The sequence below is a fragment of the Streptomyces sp. DH12 genome (assembly GCF_020873895.1).
GTDB lineage: Bacteria > Actinomycetota > Actinomycetes > Streptomycetales > Streptomycetaceae > Streptomyces.
In genome coordinates this window covers 1-537 of the sequence record NZ_JAHWGT010000636.1, presented here as the reverse complement: position 1 = coordinate 537, position 537 = coordinate 1, and the positions used below count along the sequence as shown (strand labels likewise).

The window sequence follows — 537 nt, the reverse complement described above, 5'->3', positions numbered from 1 at the left end:
CGAAGCGCTCGGACAGCACCGTGGAGCTCCCCGCTGCGGCGACGAACGTGACCCGGAGTGCCATGCGGCGATGGTCAGCCGCCGGGGTCGGCTGGTCAAGAGGTGCCGGCCGGCCATGACGCATGGTGGCGTGGCCCTCACCCTCCGGCGGGGACGTAGGGAACGAATCCGCCCGGAACGCCCGCGGGAGCGCGTTCTACGACTCCTGGAAGATCAGCGCCATCCACTGGTCGGGCCGCTCCAGTGGCCGGAACCCGAGCGGCGCGTACACCTCGTGCGCGTCGTGCGTGGCGAGCAGGACGCGCCGCACGCCGTAGTCGCGCACGTCGTCCCGTACGGCGGTGACCAGCGCGGTGCCGAGGCCCTTGCCGCGGACGGCGGGGTCCACGTACACGTCGCACAGCCAGGCGAAGGTGGCCCGGTCGGTGATGACGCGGGCGTACGCCACCTGCGCGCCGGTGACCGTGTCGTACACACCGAAGTTGAGGGAGCCGCCGATCGCCCGGTCCTGTGTGTCGCGGGGGCGGCCGAGGGCCC

Annotated in this window: 1 protein-coding gene; it reads right to left on the bottom strand. The window is 73.0% G+C overall.

Annotation, left to right across the window (positions count from 1 at the left end; genetic code table 11):
- Window positions 1–196 precede the first annotated feature (196 nt).
- Window positions 197–537 (bottom strand): GNAT family N-acetyltransferase (locus tag LPA54_RS36195; protein ID WP_228984773.1); only part of this gene is annotated, 341 nt, incomplete at its 5' end.